The sequence below is a fragment of the Nodularia sp. UHCC 0506 genome, assembly GCF_034931045.1.
Lineage (GTDB): Bacteria > Cyanobacteriota > Cyanobacteriia > Cyanobacteriales > Nostocaceae > Nodularia.
Genome location: NZ_JAYGHH010000022.1, coordinates 1 through 21,819 on the forward strand (window position 1 = coordinate 1; position 21,819 = coordinate 21,819).

The 21,819-nt window shown below is 41.7% G+C and carries 21 protein-coding genes and 1 pseudogene; 9 read left to right on the forward strand and 13 right to left on the reverse strand.

The window, feature by feature from the left end:
* From VB654_RS13745 to VB654_RS13770, 5 genes are all read right to left on the reverse strand, one after another.
* A partial coding sequence (locus VB654_RS13745; protein WP_323214333.1) for a PIN domain-containing protein occupies nucleotides 1–197 on the reverse strand: 197 nt, incomplete at its 3' end.
* On the reverse strand, nucleotides 187–444 hold the full coding sequence (locus tag VB654_RS13750; RefSeq protein WP_323214334.1) for a hypothetical protein: 258 nt from the start codon (nucleotides 442–444) through the stop codon (nucleotides 187–189). The genes VB654_RS13745 and VB654_RS13750, both read right to left, overlap by 11 nt.
* Before the next feature lie 120 nt (nucleotides 445–564).
* Nucleotides 565–858 carry a HigA family addiction module antitoxin gene (locus VB654_RS13755; RefSeq protein ID WP_323214335.1) on the reverse strand — a complete coding sequence of 98 codons (294 nt, stop codon included), beginning with the start codon at nucleotides 856–858 and terminating at the stop codon, nucleotides 565–567.
* Nucleotides 859–1,226: 368 nt separating this feature from the next.
* Nucleotides 1,227–2,618, reverse strand: a complete 1,392-nt coding sequence (gene asnS / locus VB654_RS13765) for an asparagine--tRNA ligase (protein ID WP_323214336.1) — start codon at nucleotides 2,616–2,618, stop codon at nucleotides 1,227–1,229.
* 84 nt (nucleotides 2,619–2,702) lie between these two features.
* Nucleotides 2,703–3,065, reverse strand: a complete 363-nt coding sequence (locus VB654_RS13770; protein WP_323214337.1) for a hypothetical protein — start codon at nucleotides 3,063–3,065, stop codon at nucleotides 2,703–2,705.
* A gap of 108 nt (nucleotides 3,066–3,173) precedes the next feature.
* Here VB654_RS13770 and VB654_RS13775 point away from each other — a divergent pair, with 108 nt between their 5' ends.
* Nucleotides 3,174–3,470 carry a DUF6439 family protein gene (locus VB654_RS13775; protein WP_323214338.1) on the forward strand — a complete coding sequence of 99 codons (297 nt, stop codon included), beginning with the start codon at nucleotides 3,174–3,176 and terminating at the stop codon, nucleotides 3,468–3,470.
* A 230-nt stretch (nucleotides 3,471–3,700) separates the two neighbouring features.
* Here VB654_RS13775 and VB654_RS13780 read toward each other — a convergent pair whose 3' ends face one another.
* Both VB654_RS13780 and rlmD read right to left on the reverse strand, forming a co-directional pair.
* Nucleotides 3,701–4,150, reverse strand: a complete 450-nt coding sequence (locus VB654_RS13780; protein WP_323214339.1) for an anti-sigma regulatory factor — start codon at nucleotides 4,148–4,150, stop codon at nucleotides 3,701–3,703.
* Between the two features lie 381 nt (nucleotides 4,151–4,531).
* Nucleotides 4,532–5,938 (reverse strand): 23S rRNA (uracil(1939)-C(5))-methyltransferase RlmD, encoded by a 1,407-nt coding sequence (gene rlmD, locus VB654_RS13785; protein ID WP_323214340.1) that lies wholly within the window; start codon nucleotides 5,936–5,938, stop codon nucleotides 4,532–4,534.
* A gap of 151 nt (nucleotides 5,939–6,089) precedes the next feature.
* Between rlmD and VB654_RS13790 the strand changes: the two genes are divergently transcribed.
* The 4 genes from VB654_RS13790 to VB654_RS13805 all read left to right on the forward strand — a co-directional run bounded on the left by VB654_RS13790 (nucleotide 6,090) and on the right by VB654_RS13805 (nucleotide 12,721).
* Nucleotides 6,090–6,575, forward strand: a complete 486-nt coding sequence (locus tag VB654_RS13790; RefSeq protein ID WP_323214341.1) for an allophycocyanin subunit alpha-B — start codon at nucleotides 6,090–6,092, stop codon at nucleotides 6,573–6,575.
* Between the two features lie 336 nt (nucleotides 6,576–6,911).
* Nucleotides 6,912–9,293 (forward strand): phosphoribosylformylglycinamidine synthase subunit PurL, encoded by a 2,382-nt coding sequence (gene purL / locus VB654_RS13795; RefSeq protein WP_323214342.1) that lies wholly within the window; start codon nucleotides 6,912–6,914, stop codon nucleotides 9,291–9,293.
* Between the two features lie 328 nt (nucleotides 9,294–9,621).
* Nucleotides 9,622–11,142, forward strand: coding sequence for an amidophosphoribosyltransferase (purF, locus tag VB654_RS13800; RefSeq protein WP_323214343.1), 1,521 nt, complete (start codon nucleotides 9,622–9,624; stop codon nucleotides 11,140–11,142).
* A 586-nt stretch (nucleotides 11,143–11,728) separates the two neighbouring features.
* On the forward strand, nucleotides 11,729–12,721 hold the full coding sequence (locus VB654_RS13805) for a class I SAM-dependent methyltransferase (RefSeq protein ID WP_323214344.1): 993 nt from the start codon (nucleotides 11,729–11,731) through the stop codon (nucleotides 12,719–12,721).
* An 8-nt stretch (nucleotides 12,722–12,729) separates the two neighbouring features.
* Here VB654_RS13805 and VB654_RS13810 read toward each other — a convergent pair whose 3' ends face one another.
* From VB654_RS13810 to VB654_RS13820, 3 genes are all read right to left on the reverse strand, one after another.
* A complete protein-coding gene (locus VB654_RS13810; protein WP_323214345.1) occupies nucleotides 12,730–13,011 on the reverse strand; it encodes a hypothetical protein in 282 nt (93 codons plus the stop codon).
* Nucleotides 13,012–13,114: 103 nt separating this feature from the next.
* Nucleotides 13,115–14,155: an ABC transporter permease gene (locus tag VB654_RS13815; protein ID WP_323214346.1), complete on the reverse strand. Its 1,041-nt coding sequence runs from the start codon at nucleotides 14,153–14,155 to the stop codon at nucleotides 13,115–13,117.
* A 51-nt stretch (nucleotides 14,156–14,206) separates the two neighbouring features.
* The gene (locus VB654_RS13820; protein WP_323214347.1) at nucleotides 14,207–14,725 is read right to left on the reverse strand and encodes an adenine phosphoribosyltransferase; all 519 of its coding nucleotides are present in this window, start codon (nucleotides 14,723–14,725) and stop codon (nucleotides 14,207–14,209) included.
* A gap of 385 nt (nucleotides 14,726–15,110) precedes the next feature.
* Here VB654_RS13820 and VB654_RS13825 point away from each other — a divergent pair, with 385 nt between their 5' ends.
* Nucleotides 15,111–15,758, forward strand: coding sequence for a DUF3038 domain-containing protein (locus VB654_RS13825; RefSeq protein WP_323214348.1), 648 nt, complete (start codon nucleotides 15,111–15,113; stop codon nucleotides 15,756–15,758).
* A pseudogene (locus VB654_RS13830) lies at nucleotides 15,755–16,867 on the forward strand (DUF4335 domain-containing protein); the annotation flags it as partial. The gene VB654_RS13825 and the pseudogene VB654_RS13830, both read left to right, overlap by 4 nt.
* Nucleotides 16,868–16,986: 119 nt before the next feature.
* On the opposite strand, the gene VB654_RS13835 reads toward VB654_RS13830, so the two are convergent.
* Complete coding sequence (locus VB654_RS13835) at nucleotides 16,987–19,257, reverse strand: transglycosylase domain-containing protein (RefSeq protein ID WP_323214349.1); 2,271 nt, start codon at nucleotides 19,255–19,257, stop codon at nucleotides 16,987–16,989.
* 438 nt (nucleotides 19,258–19,695) lie between these two features.
* On the opposite strand from VB654_RS13835, the gene VB654_RS13840 reads away from it, so the two are divergent.
* Nucleotides 19,696–20,079 (forward strand): hypothetical protein, encoded by a 384-nt coding sequence (locus tag VB654_RS13840; RefSeq protein WP_323214350.1) that lies wholly within the window; start codon nucleotides 19,696–19,698, stop codon nucleotides 20,077–20,079.
* A gap of 182 nt (nucleotides 20,080–20,261) precedes the next feature.
* On the opposite strand, the gene lspA is transcribed toward VB654_RS13840, so the two are convergent.
* Nucleotides 20,262–20,729: a signal peptidase II gene (lspA, locus tag VB654_RS13845; protein WP_323214351.1), complete on the reverse strand. Its 468-nt coding sequence runs from the start codon at nucleotides 20,727–20,729 to the stop codon at nucleotides 20,262–20,264.
* Between the two features lie 45 nt (nucleotides 20,730–20,774).
* On the reverse strand, nucleotides 20,775–21,323 hold the full coding sequence (locus tag VB654_RS13850; RefSeq protein ID WP_323214388.1) for a biotin transporter BioY: 549 nt from the start codon (nucleotides 21,321–21,323) through the stop codon (nucleotides 20,775–20,777).
* 377 nt (nucleotides 21,324–21,700) lie between these two features.
* Here VB654_RS13850 and VB654_RS13855 point away from each other — a divergent pair.
* Nucleotides 21,701–21,819 (forward strand): four helix bundle protein (locus tag VB654_RS13855; RefSeq protein WP_323214389.1); only part of this gene is annotated, 119 nt, incomplete at its 3' end.

A 21,819-nucleotide genomic window follows, 5' to 3' on the forward strand; every position in this document is an offset into this window, starting at 1 on the left:
TATAACTGTGAACGCGGTACACGCAAGGGACTATTTAACAATGCAACCAGTTCAATTACAATATAATTGGTTGTGATCATTTCTAAATTTTGTCTTCGTGCTTCCTCAAACCACTGCTTTGCTTGCTGATGGTAAGATTCAGTAGAAACGAATAAGTTAGCCCACCCTGAAGTATCTATAAAAACCTTATTCGGCAATTTTTAACTCCTGTTCTCCGCTTTCTTGGAGATATTGATCATGATTCTCTCCAATATCAGAATTTTCAAATCTTAATGTCCCCAATAAGGGTAAAACAGGGTCTTCTTCATCAGAATCTTGCAACTTCAGGGTTTTACCAAGGGATTGTAAGACTAATTCTTCTAAAGATAAGTTGAGTTTTTCAGCTTCAGCTTTTAATTGATGTTCTAACTCATCTGACAATTGAATTGTTAATGTTTTAGTCATATTATCGACCTTACCTGAAGATAATTTTCACCATTATATCTTGTTTCGGTTAATAGTAGGTTACGCTTACATACTCTTTCATATTCAATTTCAATAGATATTTACCCTACCTAAATAATTTCAAGTAACTAAAACATACGGTTTAATACTTTCTCGAATCGCTTTACCGTTTGTCTGTTCAGCGACCTTAAGTTCATAATTCTTTTGAAGATTCATCCACAATTCAGCACCAGTGCCAAAATAATAACCTAACCTTACAGCGTTTCCGGCTGTTATCCCTCTTTGTCCATTAATGATTTCAGTAATTCTATTTTTTGGGACATTGAGTTTACCAGCTAATTCACTAGCAGTTATGCCCAGTTGATTAATTTCATCAGCCAGAATTTCTCCAGGGTGAATAGGTGGACGTGCCATATAATTCTCCTTTAGTGATAATCTACGATTTCAATGTTGAAGGGTGTAGGAGAATCATCAGGCCAATGAAAACAAATCCGCCATTTATTATTTATTCAGATACTATATTGACCCTTTCTGTCTCCTGATAAAGCTTCAAAACGATTACTTGGCAGTTGCATTAATGCTTCCTTGTTAGGGGCAGCTTCTAAAATATCTAGACGTTTATACGCCTGCCTTTCAAAAGCCTGAAACTCTTTAACCCTTTCTCAACCAGAGTTATGGGTTACGTAACTTGTAACTCATACAATCATAGTAAGGGATAAATCTTTGTTTTGCTGCACAAATTTAGCCTAGAGAATCCCTGACAATACGACAATGCTACATTACTAAAATTCGGCGCTTTGGGGTGTGCGGGGGAAGGGTATGACATCGCGGATATTTGCCATCCCGGTCATAAATTGCACGAGTCTTTCAAAACCTAAGCCGAAACCAGCATGAGGAACAGTCCCATAACGGCGTAAATCCATATACCACCACAAGTCTTCTGGTTGCATTCCTTGGGCTAAAATGCGGCGTTCTAACACTTCTAGGCGTTCTTCTCTTTGGGAACCGCCAATAATTTCGCCAATTTTAGGTGCAAGAATATCCATTGCGCGGACGGTTGTTTCATCTTCGTTCACACGCATATAAAAGGCTTTGATTTGGGCGGGATAATCTGTGACAATTACGGGTTTTTTAAACAGTTGTTCGGCTAGATAGCGTTCGTGTTCTGATTGTAAATCTAAACCCCAATTAACTGGATATTCAAATTTAACATCGGCTTTTTCTAATAATTTGACGGCTTCTGTATAAGTTAAGCGCTCAAATTGGTTATTAATAATATTATCGGCTGTTTCTAAGACGGTTTTATCAATGCGTTGGTTGAAAAATTCCATGTCTTCTGGGCATTTTTCTAAAACGTATTTAAAAACGTGTTTCAGAAATGCTTCGGCTAAATCCATGTTCCCATCTAGGTCACAAAATGCCATTTCTGGCTCGACCATCCAAAATTCGGCGAGGTGGCGGGAGGTGTTAGAATTTTCTGCACGGAAGGTAGGGGCGAAAGTGTAGACGTTAGAAAAGGCCATAGCCATAACTTCTGCTTCTAACTGTCCGCTAACTGTTAAATATGTGGGTTTACCAAAAAAGTCTTGTGTGTAATCTACAGCTTCGCTTTTTGTGCGGGGAATATTTTTTAAATCCAAGCTGGTAACGCTGAATAGTTCTCCTGCGCCTTCGCAGTCGTTAGCTGTAATTATAGGTGTATGTACCCATAAAAAGCCTCTTTGTTGAAAAAATTCGTGAATAGCCGCAGAACAGGCGTTTCTGACTCGGAAAACTGCACCAAAGGAATTAGTGCGCGATCGCAAGTGTCCAATTGTGCGTAAAAATTCAAAAGAGTGGCGTTTCTTTTGCAACGGATAAGTTTCGGGTTCAGCTTCTCCGTAGACCTTCACGGTTTGGGCTTGTAATTCAATGCGCTGTCCTTTACCTTGAGAAGCTACCAGTAAGCCACTGATTTCTACCGCCGCACCTGTATTCAGTTTTTTGATAATTTCTTCGTAGTCTGGCAAATCCTGATTGATGACGGCTTGCAAATTAGCTAGTGACGAACCATCATTGACTTCTATAAAAGCAAATCCTTTTAACTCGCGTTTCGTTCTTACCCAACCTTGAATAACGAGAGAATCATCAGGTTCACCACTCCGCAAGACTTCGGCAATTCGTCGATTTAACATATTATATAACTGGTTTTTTGTCAAGTTAGATAAGACAGATATTAAATAATATTAACATTTAACTTAATCCTGCCAAGATTGGGATTACCCCGCACAGGATTTTAATATCCAGCCTATGATAACGCCCATACCACCAAAGCGGACAGCTTGCCAAAAAGGTTTTTTCAGACTCCGCCAAGAAAATAACTGACTTTCTAAGTTAATTTCTAGGGCTTCTAACTGCTGTTTAATCTGCTGTAATTCTGCTTTGATTTCTGGTGTCTGGTGTTTATTTTGTTGCAATTCGTGACGATGCTGTTGCCATTCTGCCTTTTTTTGGCGATCGCTTTGAACTTGATTGTAACGTTCCTTTAAGGCGACAAGCGATCGCTCCACATCCTCTAGTTCTTGCTCAAAATCTGGTTCTTGATTTGACCCTGACGGCTGTGATTGTTTAGGCGGCTTCATTTTCAGGTAGTAAACTATGATTAAATGCTAGTCAATACTCAAGATTTTAACTTTTCTTATACAGGCGCGATTGATTGCGTCTCAATCCATTACTCACCACTTAAAATCATGTCTCAATCAACCCAGCTTCCTAAAACCAGTCAACTGAATGAAGTTAGCACCTTAGAACTAGCCCAAGCCCTAATGGAAAGGCTAAGTATATCACCTAACGATTGGCATCGCCTCAAGTCTAACCGCAATGCTCGCGCTAGTGAACAAGCAGCCGCAGCTGTTTTGTATCTCGTTCAAAATCAGCCACAAGAAGCCATAGTTAGATTAGAACAAGCCGTTGGTTGGCTAGATAAGTCAATTTCCGCGCCTCCCTGTGAGAGTCACGGGAATAAGGGAGTAGGAAATAGGGAGTAGGGAGTAGGGGGAAGAAGCAGGGGAGCAGGGAGCAGGGAGTAGGGGGAAGAAGCAGGGGAGCAGGGAGCAGGGAGCAGGGGGGAAAGGAATTTCTCAATCCTAGTTCCCGGTTCCGCACGACTTAAATAAACCAACCATTCCAAATCTATCAAAAGCCTATAGATTAAGTTTTTTGACTTTTGACCCTTCGACTGCGCTCAGGGTAAACTTTTGACTTCCGCCCTGCGGCCTTAGCGTCTCAAAGACAAACGGGGGCGATTTTCCATTTCTTTACAAAGTCTTAATTCTGTACCTTTGCGATTCCACTCTACTTGATCGAAGATTTGGTGTAGAAGACATAAACCCCGACCATTTTCTGACTCATCGGGGGGTAAATAATCGGTTGGTTCATCATCATTAGTAGATGCGGGAATAAAGCCTTGTCCTTGGTCTGATATTACCCACCAGTACTGATTATCTATTAAGGAAAACCGGACTACAACTGTTTTACTAGGATCAAGATTATTACCGTGTTTGGCTGCATTAACTAAGGCCTCTTGGAGTCCTAGCCGCAGTTCTGCTTGGAGTTTGGCGGGAATTTCCGCCAACAGTAAATCTAAAATTGGGCATAGATAAAGAGTTGAGGCGAAACTAATCGTACCCCAATTGCGTCCAACTGGACGGAGGGAAATGGTAATCACTAGAGAAACCCCGTAGCTTTCAGTTAGCTAGACATCAGTTTGCTATTACAGGCACCCTGATTTAATTTGAGGTGATCGTGCTGCCTTCAAACTTGCGTCTTGAAATACTAAATTTTGAAAATGCTAGGGAGCATTCACTCTATTTATAAGATGAGATTGCTGATACATAAAACGGCTATAAAAGAACTGGTAATGCATTTAGTGAGCAGCTAAAGGCATTGTAATTTTTGTTATGAGTCAAAGGTGGGTTGGTAAATTGCCGATTTTTGCTTTAGACAATCTTATTCATGTTGTTTAGAGTTGATGCAACTTTAATCTTGGTCACAAAATCTTTTTTATTTTGAGGTTAATTCAATTTTAGCATTCTTAGTATGTACTCGACTAGGAATTTGAATTTTGAATTTTTGTCACAGGCTCACTATTCCTCTCCAAATGCGATCGCACTAGAAAAGCGACAGCTTCCACATGGGCTGTTTGAGGAAAGAAATCAGCAGGTTGCACCCGTGTAATCGTATATTCCCCATCTTGGCACAACAATTTCAAATCGCGGGCAAGAGTGGCTACTTTACAGCTGACGTAAACGATGTGGGAAGGTTTCGATTGTAATAAGGAATTAATCACAGCGCGATCGCATCCTTTCCGGGGCGGGTCAAGTAAGACTACATCCGGGACAATTTCCATTTGTGGCAGCAATTTCTCTACTGCGCCTACTTGGAATGTGACATTATTAATGTTATTGTGCTGGGCGTTCAAAATTGCCTGCCGTACAGCTTCAGGTTGTAATTCTATTCCTATGGCTTGGCGGACTTGTTTGGCTAAAGGCAATGTTAAAGTCCCAATACCACAATATGCATCAATTAGCAACTCCTGTCCTTGAAGATTGAGTTCTGATTGAATTACTTGTAATAGTGCTTCTGCGGCTTCTGTATAAACCTGAAAAAAGGTATCTGAAAGGACTTGAAATTCTAAATCAGCAAATTTTTCTCGCAGGTAGGGAACTCCAGCAATGCAACGAGTTTCCGAACCAAAAATGGCATTTGTGCGATCGCTATTTCTATTTAACGACACACCCATTAATAGGGGATAGCGTTTTAACCATTCCTGTGCTTGCTGTTCAACGTCTAATAAGTTCCAATCTTTGACAACCAAAGTCAACAACATTTCCCCAGTTCGCCGTCCAATGCGTAAACCCAGATGGCGGATTTGTCCTTGGTGTTTGCGTTCGTCGTAAATTCGCCAACCACGTTGTTGGATGTCTTGCTTGACTTCAGCCAATAAAGGATTTAAGCGTGCATCTTGAACAGGACATTGATTTAAATTCACTAATTGATGGCTACCTTTTTGGTAGTAACCAGCCTGTACTTGACCTGTGGCGGAAATTCCGAGAGGATAAGTAGATTTATTACGATAGCCCAAAGGTGCAGATGCAGTCAGCATCGGATCTACTGGAGGATTGACAAAACCACCGATACGTTGTAAAGCTTGGATAACTTGATTATGCTTTGCTAAAAGCTGATATTCATAATCAATATGTTGCCACTGACAACCCCCACACTTATCAGCCACAATGCAACTAGGACGCACTCGATGAGGAGAGGCTGCTAATAGCTCATACAGTTTGCCGTGAGCATATTTAGATTTAACGTGTAGTAAGCGTACCATAGCGCGATCGCCTGGAACAGTATCAGGAACAAAAACCACCTGTTCCTCAAAGCGTCCCACACCTTCACCTGTATTACTCAGGTCTGCGATCGCAATTTCAATTAAATCACCCTGTTGTTTAGTCATTAGTTATTAGTCATTGGTCATTGGTCATTACTCATGGGAAAATTTATTCTCCCCCGGCCTCTTCCTCCCATCTTTGTAATTTTCCTTTCTTTGTGTACCTCCAACTCGCTAAACTAGCAAATAATAATATTTCGTGTGACTGTATATAGTTATGACCGTCATTAGCCAAGTTATTCTCAAAGCTGACGACCAACTGCGTTATCCCAGCAGTGGCGAACTCAAAAACATCAAAGATTATTTGCAAACCGGTGTACAACGAACCCGCATTGCTGCGACCTTAGCTGAGAACGAAAAAAAGATTGTTCAAGAAGCCACCAAAAAGCTTTGGCAAAAACGTCCTGAATTTATTGCACCCGGCGGTAATGCTTACGGTGAACGTCAACGTTCCCTATGTATCCGTGACTTTGGCTGGTACTTGCGCCTCATTACCTATGGCGTACTCGCTGGCGACAAAGATCCAATTGAAAAAATTGGTTTAATTGGCGTGCGAGAAATGTACAATTCTTTAGGCGTTCCCGTTCCAGGGATGGTAGAGGCTATCAATACCCTCAAAACAGCCTCTCTTGACCTACTAAGTGCAGAAGATGCAGCCGAAGCAGCACCCTACTTTGATTACATCATTCAAGCGATGTCCTAATCAAACTGGTGTTCATTCTAGGATTGTAATTTCAATCAACTCAAGTTAATTAGATCCATAAGATTCATCATTTGATCATAACCTCCCCACATTTGGTCATAGCTTTGTCAGGTTATTAGCCAGATGTGGGGAAATTTTAACAGATGCCTTCTTCCTTCTATGCCTCTTACTTTGTGTGCTTCTCCGAAGGGGAGACGCTACGCGAATGCGGTATGCGCTTCGCGCACGCTATGCGAACGTTTCTCTGCAAAAAAGTATTACTTGCATGACAAGAACCGCACATATAGGTAACTAAATCGATACAATAGTTCTCTGTACTCTTGGTGCATTATTTCCATGACCGCCACCTCCTCTACTCCCTTTTCCCCGCAAGAAATCGCCGCCGAAGGTTTAAAACCAGAAGAATATGCAGAAATTGTCAAACGCTTAGGGCGACATCCCAACAAAGCTGAACTGGGAATGTTTGGGGTGATGTGGTCTGAACATTGCTGCTACAAAAATTCCCGCCCATTACTCAAACAATTTCCCACCACCGGACCCCGCATCTTAGTTGGCCCTGGTGAAAATGCTGGAGTTGTAGACATAGGCGACGGAAGACAATTAGCATTTAAAATAGAATCTCATAACCACCCCTCAGCCGTTGAACCTTTCCAAGGCGCAGCTACTGGTGTGGGCGGGATTCTTAGAGATATTTTTACAATGGGGGCGCGTCCCATTGCTTTATTAAATTCTTTACGTTTCGGTGATTTAGACGACCCCAAAACCCAAAGATTGTTTACAGGTGTTGTCGCTGGTATCAGTCACTATGGTAATTGCGTTGGGGTTCCCACTGTCGGCGGTGAAGTTTACTTTGACAAAGCTTACTCCGGAAATCCCTTAGTCAACGTGATGGCATTGGGATTGATGGAAACGCCAGAAATTGTCAAATCTGGGGCTTCTGGATTCGGTAATCCGGTGCTGTATGTCGGTTCTACCACCGGACGCGATGGCATGGGAGGAGCAAGTTTTGCTAGTGCGGAATTAAGCGACCAATCACTAGATAACCGTCCCGCCGTACAGGTAGGCGATCCTTTTATCGAAAAGTCTTTAATTGAAGCTTGTTTAGAAGCCTTTAAAACTGGTGCAGTTGTCGCCGCCCAAGATATGGGTGCTGCTGGGATCACCTGTTCGACATCAGAAATGGCGGCTAAAGGTGGTGTGGGGATTGAATTCGATTTAGATAAGATTCCGGTGCGGGAACTGGGAATGGTTCCCTATGAATATCTACTGTCCGAATCTCAAGAAAGAATGCTGTTTGTCGCCCATAAAGGGCGGGAACAAGAGCTAATTGATATTTTTGAACGTTGGGGACTTCATGCTGTAGTTGCCGGTACGGTGATTGCTGAACCCATTGTACGAATTTTATTCCAGGGTGAAATAGCCGCAGAAATTCCGGCTGAGGCGTTGGCGGAAAATACTCCCCTTTATGAACGGGAATTGTTGGCGGAACCACCAGAATATGCCCTTGAAGCTTGGAAATGGTCGCCTGATTCTTTGCCGAGTTGTAAAACAACTGGGATTGAAATTCAAGGAAAACTAGTATCTTGGGATGATATTCTGTTAACTTTGCTCGATACGCCGACAATCGCTTCTAAAAGTTGGGTCTATCGTCAGTATGATCATCAAGTTCAGAATAATACTGTGATTTTACCAGGTGGTGCTGATGCGGCTGTGGTGCGTTTACGTCCCCTGGAACAAACGCAAAATGAAACATTAGCACTGGAAACTTTTACCACAGGGGTCGCGGCGACTGTAGACTGTAATCCCCGTTATGTTTATCTTGACCCTTATGAGGGTGCTAAGGCAGTGGTGGCAGAAGCTGCCCGCAATCTCAGCTGTGTGGGTGCTGAACCTCTAGCAGTGACAGATAATCTCAATTTTGGTAGCCCGGAAAAACCCATTGGTTATTGGCAATTGGCTGAGGCTTGTCGGGGTTTGTCTGAAGGTTGTCTAGAATTGGCTACACCAGTTACAGGGGGGAATGTTTCTCTGTACAATGAAACTTTTGATGCTGAAGGTAATCCCCAGCCAATTTATCCGACTCCGGTTGTGGGGATGGTGGGATTGATTCCCGATTTAAGCAAAATTTGTGGTCAAGGTTGGCAAACCCCAGGGGATTTAATCTATCTTTTGGGTTTACCTCTGACATCCCCCATTAGTTTGGGTGCATCTGAGTATTTAGCCACTATCCACAATACTGTAGCTGGAAAGCCTCCACGGGTAGATTTTGATTTAGAACGTTGTGTACAGCAAGTTTGCCGTGACGGGATTCGTGCGGGTTGGATACGTTCCGCCCATGATTCTGCTGAGGGTGGAGTTGCTGTTGCTTTGGCCGAATCTTGCCTGTCTGGAAATTTAGGTGCGGAAATTCAGTTAGAAATCCCTGAAAATCAGTTAAAACGTCTGGATGGGTTGCTGTTTGGTGAGGGTGGGGCGAGAATTTTAGTTTCTGTGACATCATCAGAACAGAAAAATTGGGAATCCTACTTACAGTTACACCTGGGGCAAAATTGGCAAAAACTGGGTAAAGTGGTTAATTTGGGGAATTCTCAAGCAGGTTTAGGGGTTTTAACCTCTGATAACCAAAGCTTAATCAAAGTTAGTATAGAACAGATGCGCGATCGCTATTTCCACGCGATAGCCAACCGTCTTTCTCACCCAACTAATACTCCCAATTAATTTTTTCTATCCCCAATACCAGGATAATTAACGTCTCTGAGCATAATTACGGTAATGTTTTAATAGATGGTTAAAGATTCGTTAAGGATTTGGCAACTATCCAGCGACATAATCCTAGTGACCAAATAATTACTAGTTCGTAGTGCCTCTTTTCCTGCGGAACGCTACGCGAACAGAGGAGCTTCGCTAACGTAATTCGTAATTAATTCCAGACCAGGATGTAGAAGCACTCACTCCATTTATTTATTGATGGGGTCACGATTACGAATTACGAATTACAAACTACGAATTATTCTGACTTGACACCCCAAACCAGGAGCAATAGCTAATGATTCCCATCCATTCCGTCACTATGGCTTCGCCACGCAAGCTATCGGATGAATACCCCAATCAGGAGACAAACCCAATTAATAGTCATGAACATCGACCTGACAAGCCAGAAGAAGCTTGTGGTGTTTTTGGCATTTACGCACCAGAAGCAGATGTTGCTAAAATGACTTACTTTGGATTGTATGCCCTCCAACATCGAGGTCAAGAATCAGCTGGAATTGCGACGTTTGAGGATGAAAAAGTACACCTGCATAAAGACATGGGCTTAGTGTCTCAAGTCTTTAATGAAGCGGTTTTGGAGCATTTACCGGGAAATCTCGCGATTGGTCATACTCGTTATTCAACCACTGGTTCTAGCCGCAAAGATAATGCCCAACCTGCTGTGGTGGAAACTAGACTCGGTTCATTAGCACTAGCACACAATGGTAACTTAGTCAATACTTTACAATTACGCGAAGAGTTAGTTCAGACCAATGTGAATTTAGTCACAACCACAGACTCAGAAATGATCGCGTTTGCGATCGCGGAAGCTGTAAACGGTGGTGCAGATTGGCTAGAAGGATCAATTCAAGCGTTTCATCGTTGCGAAGGTGCTTTTAGTTTAGTCCTGGGTACTCCTGTGGGTGTGATGGGTGTTCGGGATACAAATGGTATCCGCCCTTTAGTGATTGGGACTTTACCTGGTAATCCAGTTCGTTACGTCTTAGCTTCGGAAACTTGTGGTTTAGATATCATTGGAGCCGAATATTTACGAGATGTAGAACCAGGGGAGTTAGTTTGGATCACTGAAGCAGGTTTAGCTTCCTATCATTGGAGTCAAAAACCTGAGCGCAAGCTGTGTATCTTTGAGATGATTTACTTTGCTCGTCCAGATAGCATCATGCACAACGAAAGTTTATACACCTACCGCATGAGATTAGGGCGACGCATAGCCGCAGAATCGGCTGTAGATGCTGATATTGTCTTTGGTGTTCCTGATTCGGGAATCCCTGCGGCTATTGGCTTTTCTCAAGCCTCTGGTGTCCCTTACGCAGAAGGATTGATTAAAAATCGCTATGTGGGGCGCACTTTTATTCAGCCTACACAATCCATGCGCGAAACCGGGATTCGGATGAAACTCAACCCCCTCAAAGATGTGCTGGTGGGTAAACGGGTGATTATTGTGGATGATTCTATTGTTCGGGGTACAACAAGCCGGAAACTCGTTAAAGCCTTGCGTGAAGCTGGTGCAACAGAAGTACACATGAGAATTTCTTCTCCCCCAGTCACACATCCCTGCTTTTACGGTATTGATACCGATAGCCAGGATCATCTGATAGCTGCTACCAAGTCTGTGGCAGAAATTGCTGAACAGTTGGGAGTAGATAGCCTTGCTTATCTCAGTTGGGAAGGAATGCTAGAAGCAACGCAGGAAGATACTAATAGTTTTTGTTCAGCTTGTTTTACTGGGGATTATCCTGTAGCTATTCCTGAGCAAGTCAAGCGTTCTAAACTGATGTTAGAAAAAGTTGTGGTTTAATAATTAGAAAAATATTACAACAGTTTTCAAGATTTCTTTGTGTACCTCATAAACCTGCAATACGCTCTAATGTAGGGGTGGGCGAAATTCCACCCCTGATAATAGCAGGTATGGCAATCGCTAAGGTAGTTTGGACAAGACAACAACAAGCATTTCATTTTTAAAGAGTGGGCATCTTGACAATATTAAGATATTAACAATACCTTTGCCAAAATAAGAGGCTACAACAATTTTGGCAAAACTGGCAAAATCACCAATACATAGGCATTTCGCTAAAACGGTAGTTTTTCATCTCAAACCCTTATACTGCGGTTAATACGTTAAAAACCCCTTGTGGGAAACCTTGAAGGAATTTTTATGACCTATTGTTTTTGCCAAGCCTCAAAGAAATGGGAATTAATGGTTAATGCATAATCAACTCACCCTCGTAAATTGGCTAAGGTATTGATTAAACGACGTATTTTATTGAATGCATACTCTGATTAATTTGTAAAGTAGCTCAGTAATAGATATGTACTTTATTTACTTGCTAAATGCTATAGTAGAACTGCAATATAGTAATTAAATCCTCTTTCTTTCAGTATTTATGGCATTTAATAAATTTTTTAAAGATATTATTCTTAAACTACTGACTGGGGTTTCAGAAACTGACTATGCTACTATGGCTAGTCAACTAACTTTAGAAGATGCGATCGCTAAAATTGACTCGCTTTTTGGTTGCGATCTTGTATTAAAAGAATTCAATTCAGATTTCACTATACCCTACTATACCCAGAGTGAGGCAGGTTATCAAATCTATCACTCTGGAGATGCTATGCACATGGCATTGAATCCGGACGGTGTATTTCATCCTGATGGTTACTATGGTCAACCGCGAGTAGTTGCCGAACAAATTCGTCAAATTGATGCCAAAAATGTTTTAGAATTAGGATGCGGCAAAGGATTTAATAGTCTTTTTTTAGCGGAACAGTATCCAGAAGTAAACTTCACTGGAATTGATTTAACTCCATTGCATATTAAAATAGCAGGTCGCAAAGCAAATAAACTGTCTAACCTATCTTTTGAAGAAGGTAACTTTAATCAATTAAACTTTGCAGATCAATCTTTTGATATTGTTTTTGGTTTTGAGTGTTTATGTCATGCACCTCAAGCCCAAATTCCATTGGCAGAAATTTTTCGTGTGCTGCGTCCTGGGGGACAATTAATTGTATTCGACGGTTATCGTAAAATCGAGTTGGAACAATTCTCTAAGTTACTTCAAACCGCATCTCAACTTGTAGAAGTATCAATGGCAGTTCGTCATGGATTTTCAGAGATTGATGATTGGCAAAAAATCGCACAATCAATTGGTTTTCGATTTCAAGCTCTTGAAGATATTTCCTCTGCAATTAAGCCTTGTTTATCAAGATTACAAAAATTGTCTCTGCAAATTTTTTCCTTACCTTGGAAGCTAAAAATACTTACTTATCTGTTGCCTAAATATTTAGTGAGAAATGCAATTGCTGGTCTTTTATTGCCTTTGACTGAAGACGCTTTGGGATATTACAAAATCATCTTAGAGCGTCCCTTAGAAACATAAAAACAGTTTTATCTATGCTGCATAAACTCAACTTTGGGCAATAAAGGATCTGTAACAATCCCTACGCCGCTAAAACCCCAACGTTGGAGCAAGTTTCCCAACTGTGTACCAGGAATAGATTCTACAGCGAAGCGGTTAGCTAATTCACCTGCATGGGTGTTGAGATAGCTTAAAGCATCAAAGTTTTCCCGAAACAGTAATAAATAACCTGAAGTTTCAGCATCGGGATGGGCTAAAAGATAACGACCGTCAGCTTGCGATCGCACTATATAATAAATTTCAGTAAACATACTCAATATTGGGATGGGCTAGGAGATAACAACCATCAGCTTACGATACCTACGGTAAGCTACGCTAACGCACTATATAATAAATTTCAGTAAACATACTCAATTAAGAATCCAAACGAATTCGGGGGTCAGCGACCTTCAACAGCAAGTCTGCCAATAAGTTGCCTATATTCAGTAATACGGCACTCATGACTAGGCTGGCCATAACTAAATACTGGTCTTTTGCTATTACCGCCTGCAAAGTCAATCTGCCTAAGCCTGGCCAGTTAAAGAATTGTTCCGCGATGAATGCACCACCGAATAAACCCGCTAATTCAAAGCCTAATATCGTAATTAAAGGATTTATGGCATTGCGGAGGGCGTGAACGTAAATCACCCGATTTTCTGGCAGTCCCTTAGCACGAGCCGTTTGGATATAATCTTGACGCAGAACATCCAACAATTCACCGCGAGTAATTCTTTGTAAACCAGCAAAACTAGTGATACTTAAGGCAATCGTGGGTAAAATCATGTGCCAGCCGATATCAATGATTTTACCAAACCAAGAAAAATCAGCATGATTGATGCTTGTCATCCCACCTACAGGAAATAAAGGTGAGGTGATTTGAGCAAATATGAGTAAAAACAAGGCAGTGATGAAACTGGGAAATCCTTGTCCGGTGTAGCTAATTACCTGTAAAATCCGATCAGTGGCTTGATTTTGTTTCACAGCCGCCAGAATGCCAAAGGGAATGGCGATCGCCCAGGTGCAAAATAAAGAAGCGATCGCTAAAAGTAAAGTGGCTGGAACCCTTTCCCACAACAGGGAAGCTACTGAACGTTGGTAAACAAAACTCGTGCCGAAATCTCCATGTCTCACAATTCGCCATAACCATAGCCCAAACTGTTCTGTCCAAGATTTATTCAGACCAAACTGTTCCCTTAATTCTTCAATTCGTTCTGGCGAAATGGTCGGATCTTGCCGTAGGGTATCTACATAATCCCCCGGAGACAGTTTCATGATAAAAAATGACAGCGCCGTTGCCAATAACAAGGTGAACAGTGCTTGAAATAAACGTTTTACCACATAAAGAAATGTTTCGTTCGTAACTAGCCCGATGAGCCAATCTCGACCTGTCTCCAAGGAAATTTTCGTAGAAGTCATAGCAGTTTAGTCATTGGTCATTTGTTCAGAAAGAGGAGAAAGCACGCCTGACTAGTATTCAACTAGGGAAATAATCGGCACATCTGGTAAATGTTTACGTCCTTGTAAATCCTGTAGCTCGATAATAAACCCAAATCCTACAAGTTCGCAGCCCATTTTCTGCACCAACTTTGCCGTGGCACTGGCTGTACCACCTGTAGCAATCAAATCATCCACGATTAAAACCCGGCTATCTGGATGCAAAGCGTCTTGATGCATTTCCAAGCAGTCTGTACCATACTCTAATTCATATTCAATTGAGTGAACTGCGGCTGGTAACTTTCCTCGTTTGCGAACAGGAATAAAACCAGATCCTAATTTGTAAGCTAAAGGAGGGCCAAAAATGAACCCACGGGACTCCATACCCACAACATAATCTGCTTGTAATCCAGACTCAATACATTTTTCCGCAAAAAAGTCAATAGTGTAGCGTAATCCTTCTGGATCACGCAGTAAAGTAGTTATATCCCGAAATAAAATTCCAGGTTTGGGAAAATCTGGGATGTCGCGAATTAGAGACTTTAAATCCATAAGATAAGTTATGAGGGAGTAGGGAAACACGGTGGAGGGGAGAAGATTGTCACTTCCCAATGACCAATGACCATTAACTGAGAAATCCTACACTATAATGTCATACGCTGGGGATTAAGGCTCTAATGGAACAATCCATTGACGATGTTTAGAATCTACACCAATCTAAAGATAAGCTTGTATTTACAACAAAGGAAGATAAACAGATGCTTTGAAAATTTAAATTTAAGTATACGTAACCATTGGAATAGAACCAGTAATTAATGTATATATTAGGTAGTATTACTACTGCCACAAGTCTTATTTTCTTGTTTAGCTACCTATCTTAAATTAGTTGTACTAGTTTTATTTAGTCTGTTTAGAACCGCACAAGGTATTTTATAGAATGAATGTCTCAGCCAGCTTAAAGCCATTGAATAGTCCAACCCCCCCACCATTGCCGATGATTCTGGATAGTTTACCAGACCCTGCCATGCCTACGTCAAGCTTTGCTAACGCAGCACAGGGTTGTCCCGCTAGAACCAGACTGCAAGTTGATCTAATTTTACTGGCGATTGAAGCTTTAGAACTTGGTGGTTCTGAAGCTATTCTGGCTTTTGCTGACGAGTTGGAACTCAAAGGAATTATTAAAAACCGGGTAAATCTATGGCGAATGAGGAGTTCTAACCCCATGCGACGAGCGCATATCCGCCGTCCCTTAACTATCATGGAGGCAAAAGCTCTAGTAATAATTGCTAGTTACATAGCGCGGCGTTTAACAGTTGTCATTCGCCAGATGTTGATGACATATCAGCAAATGAGTGACAAGCAGATCCCTTTGGCTCAAAATTTGCGGCTATCTAATTATCTAGAGCGATTTCGAGTCCATTTCAAAAGTCGGATGAACTCCCGACGTTCTAGTGTAATTGCCTTAAGTTCTGATGAAAAGTTAGATGAGTTAGCAATGAATTTATTGGGACAATTATTATTTTGTACCGGTACAGCTGGAATGCAGCGCTTCTGGATTAGCCTTTTTGACGGGGAAGTAGAATGAATATCCAACGTAAGTACAGTTTACCTAATTGTACGCTGCTATTAGAAGGTTTAAGTGATGCCGCCAAAGCTGTACACTACCAAGAAATGCGTCCAGAGCTATCAATTTTGGTAAATGTCAAATGCCATGTATCTGGTTATAATCAGCCTTTAGAGGGCGGGCGGGAATTTTTTGAAAGTTTAGTGAGGGCGGTGAGTGGCTATGCTCAAGAATTTTTGAGTAATGTGTCAAACCCACAAGCACACAATCAAGACTCAGAATTAGTGGAGCTACAAAAGATTAGTACTAATCGGCATAGATTAATTGTGCATTCTGAAATAGCTGCGGACGGTTTTGAGTCTAGCCCTAACTATAATAAACCGCCAATTCAAATGGAATTGAATACGGTACAGTTATTTGATCTAGTGGAAGCGGTGGATCAGTTTTTTGCTGATACACAAACTTTACCAGAGTTATCACTAGAATTACAGCCTGTTGCTAGACGTTATGGTGGTACGAGTCAAGCTCTAATCAAGCAAGCAGTACCAGTAGGTATAGGAGTTTCAACTGTAGCAGTTGCCGCGATCGCTTTTAGCTTAATTCCAGCCCCAGAAATCCGCCCACCAGAGCCAAAGACAGAGGAGAAAACTAGCTCTACAGCACCTAGCACCAATTCTGTTACACCAAAAACAACACCCCCAGATGTACCCCCAGATGTAAATACTTCCCCATCAACTCCCATTGATGTGACGACTTCCACAACTGAAACTGAGACAGTAACCAAAATTACAGATTTAGAAGCACTCTTAAATACAGTTACAGAAATTACTGATCGGGAGCAACTTAGTGTTCTAAATCGTCAAGTTTATGACAAGATTAATCCGGCTTGGAAAAGTCGCTCAGTATTAACACAAGATTTAGTTTACCGTGTGGGCGTAACTAGTGATGCTGCGATCGTTGGTTACAAAGCAGTGAATCAAGGAGCAAATCAAGAAATAGAATTAACCCCTCTGCCTAACCTGCTTTACAATCCTGCTAATCGTTCTGCCATCACTAATGAACCAATAGCCCAATTTAAAGTAGTTTTTACTAAAAAAGGTGTACTGGAAGTTAGTCCTTGGTGGGGATTTCAGTAATTGGGGAATGGGGAAGAGGCAAAGGGGCAGGGGAGGAGAGGAACGGTTGTGAAGTAACCGGAAATTTAAAGTAATTTCTTACTCCCCCTTGCTCGCCGCTCTCCTACTGTCTTCTATCTGGCGATTTGCCTCATATAATTACCCCACAGTTGAGCTGCTTGGCCACTACTACCGGATGTGGGGGAATTATTGTCATTACCCAGCCAAATGCCAGTTACAAGCCGCCGACTGGGAATTGAACCAATAAACCATAGATCAACGTTTTTATCAGTTGTACCAGTTTTACCACCTTCTCCTAGTCCAATAGAGGCAGCACGACCAGTCCCGTTAGTGACTACTTGGCGCATCATCCGGGTCATTTCATCGGCTACGCCTGTGGGTAAAACTTGCTGATTGGCATCTCGATTTTGGTCAAAGGAATAGACAACACGGCAAGTCGTTAGGTCATCACGATCTTGACAATCACTACTGTCTAGAATCCGGCTAATTGCATGGGGTGGATTCCATACACCACGATTAGTAATAGCGCCAAAAGCACCAGTCATTTCTAAAACATTGACGACACTTTGACCCAGTACTAAGCCAGGAACAGCTTCTAGTGATGACTTAACTCCTAAACGTTTAGCCGTTGACACGACTCTATCTAGCCCTACTTCTCTAGCAATTCGCAAGGCAATGGGATTTTCTGACTGGGCAAACCCAACGGTCATATTTAAGAAATTCCCAGCACCACTTCTACAGGGTCTGTAGGTAAAGCCCTGCCAAGGCATGGCAGCACAAGAATAAGTTTTGGATGCTGGTATTCCCCTCTCTAAAGCCGCAGCAAAGGCGAAAACTTTGAAGGTGGAACCTGGTTGTCTTTGGGCTTGGACAGCACGATTAAACTGGCTTTGTCTAAAATCAGTCCCACCTACCATAGACAAAATACTACCAGTTCGAGTATCCAGGGTGACGATCGCTCCTTGAGAAAAACGAAAGGTTGAGCCAGCAGTGTTGACTGAATTACGCAACGCTGTTTCTGCTTGGGTTTGGATTCTGGGATCAAGCTGGGTTTCAATTATATAGTTACCTTCTCTGGCAGCTCCCTCTCCCAAAATTGATTCCAGTTCCTGGAAGACATAACTATAAAAGTAAGGAGCAATGGTACTCGCTTGCCGGTCGCAAACTTTGGGGCTAATTTGCACTGGGGAACGCCTGGCTCGATTGGCTTCCTCTTCAGAGATTTTCCCCAGGTCTAACATTCGCCTAATGACGCGATTCCGATAGTCAACTGGTTGTAATCTATTGGAGCTATTTTCACAAAAATTGAATGCGTTGGGAGCCGGTAAAATTCCTACTAATGTTGCAGCTTCCGAGAGAGTTAATTCTTTAGCTGGCTTATCAAAGTAATAACGAGCTGCATCCTCAAAACCGGATGTATCCACACCCAAAAAGACTCGATTTAAGTAAGTCAGCAAGATTTGATCTTTGCTGTAAAAAGTTTCTAGCTTGAAGGAGACAACAACTTCTCGTAGTTTGCGTCCCAAGGAGTCTTGAGCGCCCACATAATCACGGAATAAACTTCGTGCTACTTGCTGGGTAACTGTACTGGCTCCCTGTTGTACACCTCCACTGCGAGTATTAATCAGCACAGCTCGCAAAATCCCCAAGGGATCAACACCAAAGTGCCAATTATAACGACTATCTTCTGAGGCCACCACGGCGGCTGCCAAATAAGGGCCAAAATCTTCTAAGCGCTGCATATCAACGTGAGAGGTACTCCGAGGCTCACGCAGAGGGGTCGAGCCATCACCGGCATAAATCACGATGGGAGCGCTAGTAGCAGTGGGTAGAGGCCTCACAGAAAATTTTAACCATTCCACACCTATGATTAACCCTAGCAAGGCGCTCACACCACCAATAGTGTAAGCAGTCCAAGTTGCCGCTTTAATATGCAAAGGTGGTGGATCGACATATTGTAGGCGCACGGAAGCTGCCAGTTCTGGTGGCCCTAAAGTAAAAATATCACCGTGACGCAGTTCTAAGGTATTAACCCGGCGTTTACCACGATAAATACCGTTAGTTGAGTTTTCATCTTTGATCACAAATATAGGGGTGCGTTGAGCCGAATCCCGCGACAGTGACAGGTGAATTTGGCTGACAACTGGGTTGCGAATGACTATATCACAGGATTTGGAACTACGACCGAGGATGTAGCGATCGCCTAACAATGGATAGACCTCCGCCTTATCCGCCCCCGCATCCTGCACCCATATTTCTGGTACTTTGGCATTAGGCTTGAGCGCCAATTTGGAAAAGTCAACCCTCGCTTGAATTGTTTGTACTGCTTGAGTCAGTTGACCAAGTAAAGTTTGTGGCTTGTGAGGAGGTTGGGGGGAACTCATCGGCTATTTACATCACAATTGTTGGCAAAGAATCAGGCAATGACAATCTGGATACAGATATTCCACTATTTTACTCATAAGCCCAAGGAGAAATTAGCTCTACGGAATTATTACCGCTTCAATCTTACACCAAGATAATATCCACTCAGAAAACCTACCTGATTGGGTTTGTTATTTTTTAACTGATCCAAAAATTTTATTTTATCGTCTGTTATCCTAATTTCAACTAGTATTCCTTTTGAAACAATAGGGATTAATACTTGGACTTTGGTGCTGCTAAAAACTAACTTTTAATTTACAGTAATTTTAAAGTTAACATCAAAATAATTGCCTATCTTGTTTTCTTTATTTATACATCTTCATTTAGAGAGATTTTCTTCCATTATTTGTTTGATTTAATTAGCGGAGTGTTCTGTCTCCTTCGAGGTAAATTTCAGAATGAAGGGAATATCTCTGACCCTGATTGGTACAGCCTTGACTTTGGCTCTGACTACCAATGTTGCTGTTGCCCAATCAATTAAATCCCGTGTTGCCGAATCCAAGAACTTATCTATGAATGCGCCAACGGAGATCAAACTTTCACGAGAAGGTATGAAAATTCTCTGTGAGCGATCGCCTCTTAATTCCCGTTGTCCTGGCGGTACAGCACTCATACCTCCTGCACCAAACCCTGATCCTATGTCAGTACCACTTATTGATAGTAACACCACTACACCAGAAACTTTGATTCCGGGTGAATCTGAACTAGATAGTACCTCAACTCCACAGGCAGAACCTTTGCAGAATGAGGTAGAGTTTCAAAAAGAACTAAATAATTACTAATTTGTAATTCGTAATTCGTAATTCGTAATTTAAGAGGAGACAAATCCCCTCCATAATCTGTGATTTGGTGATCCTCAATCAGTGGCGCGTCTCAGGCCGCCATTGATTTTAATTACGAACTACGTAAAGCCTGCGGCATAGCTGCGCTTAGAGCGTAGCTCCTCTGCAAGAAGCATGATCAATTACGAATTATTTTCAGGTGCTTTTTGGAAAGAAGCAATTAACAAACATATAAGACCAATACTAATAAAAGAATCTGCTAAATTAAATACAGCAAAATTGATAAGGCGAAAATCGAGGAAGTCAACGACATAGCCTAAAATGAACCGATCAATACCATTGCCCAAAGCCCCACCTAAAATTAAACCATAGCCTAACTGATCCCAGTAACTTAAATTCTGGCCAAACCATGCCAATGCTATTAATACCAAACTTACGCCTAACGATAACCAACGTAACCACTCTACTTGCCCGCTAAATAGACTAAAAGCTGCACCAGTATTCGTAACGTAGGTCAGGTGGAATACATCAGGTATAATTGGTCTTGTCTGTCCTAAACTAAAGGTTTGCACTACCCAGTATTTTGTCAATTGGTCTAAGAAAAAAGTGATGAAGGCGGCAATCCAAAACAGATGATTTTTTAAACGCATGAAATTAGAGAGTGGGGAGTGAGGAGTGAAGAGCGAGAGTCATAACTAATAAAACATTAAATGACGTAATATATATGCTATTACAGTCACAGCGCACACTACTGCCAGTTGACCGGGTAGCGCAAACCAAGAGTATTTCAGGATTGCTTGCATTAGAGCTAGATTTTCTGTACCTTTCCATTGAAAAAAATAACTGATGAGCAAATAAATAACACCGCAGATGTGTACAGTTAACAAGCCCGATATACAACTAAAAGCCAACGTTTCCAACCGGGGACTAGCTTTAAAGGCCAAAGAGCCACAAATCCACGCGCCAGGAATAAAACCTAGCAAATAGCCAAACTGAGATAGCTTGATATAACCAATACCGCCACCATCGGCAAATACAGGTAACAAGGTCAAACCCATAACTAAATAAGCGATTTGCGATAGCGCACCAGCATTTTTACCTCCTAAGCAACCTACTAACAGTACCGCACCCACTTGACAGGTGACACCTAGAGAAAAAGTTTGAATTCCGTGATTATTGCCAGGCCAGGCAATACTATAGGCTTCTAGGAATGTACCACCCATTGTCAGGAGTAAGCCAACCATCGACCATAGTAATTGAATAGTTCCCACATTCCAACGTTTCCAGTCATTTTACTTGCATAAATGCTCAAACAATGCATGACAAATCATTTGCTGTGTTTGAGACTCTATTTTGAACATAGTTATGTATATATTTGGTAACACTTAACTAATGCTCTCTTTTCATTATGACCAGTGAATCATATTTTGGCTCTACAGGACTTAGTATGCTAAATGAACAGGGAACAGGGAACAGGGAACAGGGAACAGGGAACAGGGAACAGAAATAATATCCAATATTAATGACTTTAAATACTTAATGATGTGGAAAAAAGGGATGGATATTGCACCAAATATGCTATTTACTCACTAAAGTTTTTTCCAAAGACGAGTTATATGCTATGGTTCCACAAATCAGAAGGAGTGCAGCATCTATTCGGGCTAATATAGCCGAAGGATATGGACAACGATATAGAGGAGAATATGTAAGATTTTTAAACATAGCGCAATTGAGTTTTAA